Annotated in this window: 1 protein-coding gene; it reads right to left on the reverse strand. The window is 37.5% G+C overall.

Features of this window, described 5'->3' with window-relative positions:
* Window positions 1-80: 80 nt before the first annotated feature.
* Complete coding sequence (locus ABEQ24_RS10390; RefSeq protein ID WP_430006733.1) at window positions 81-335, reverse strand: DUF1871 family protein; 255 nt, start codon at window positions 333-335, stop codon at window positions 81-83.
* Between the last annotated feature and the right edge of the window lie 78 nt (window positions 336-413).

Genomic DNA, 413 nt, shown 5'->3' on the forward strand with positions numbered 1-413 from the left:
CTGGGAGGTGGAGCTGGACATGCAAGCAAAAAATTTACACTCTCTTCCTTCAAACAAAAAATGCAGCTGAGAACGGCGGATTACCGTTCACAAGCTGCATTATTTTTTATAAGAAGCAATTCAATCGCTATTTTTTCACATTCTTTTAACGGAATGATTTCTTCAAACGAGAATTCATATATAGCCTGAATTTTTCTGGACAAAGATGGATACGCTTCTGAAACGTGAACAGCCTGCAAAACATCGAATACTTCAGTTTCATAAGCTTCCTCACCGTAATGAAGCGGATCCCACTTATATAAAATTTCGAGCATCTGCTCATTAGCCTCTTTCATTTCCACTTAAGATCACCCATCCATTTCATTTGCATAGCTATTTTAACATAGATATGATATTAGAAAAGCGGAATCGCC

Origin of the sequence: Metabacillus idriensis (genome assembly GCF_050483325.1) — a bacterium.
Lineage (GTDB): Bacteria > Bacillota > Bacilli > Bacillales > Bacillaceae > Bacillus_P > Bacillus_P idriensis_A.

Bases quoted from the DNA above. Each gene is read 5' to 3' on its own strand.
- ABEQ24_RS10390 (WP_430006733.1), bottom strand. From the start codon at position 335: ATGAAAGAGGCTAATGAGCAGATGCTCGAAATTTTATATAAGTGGGAT.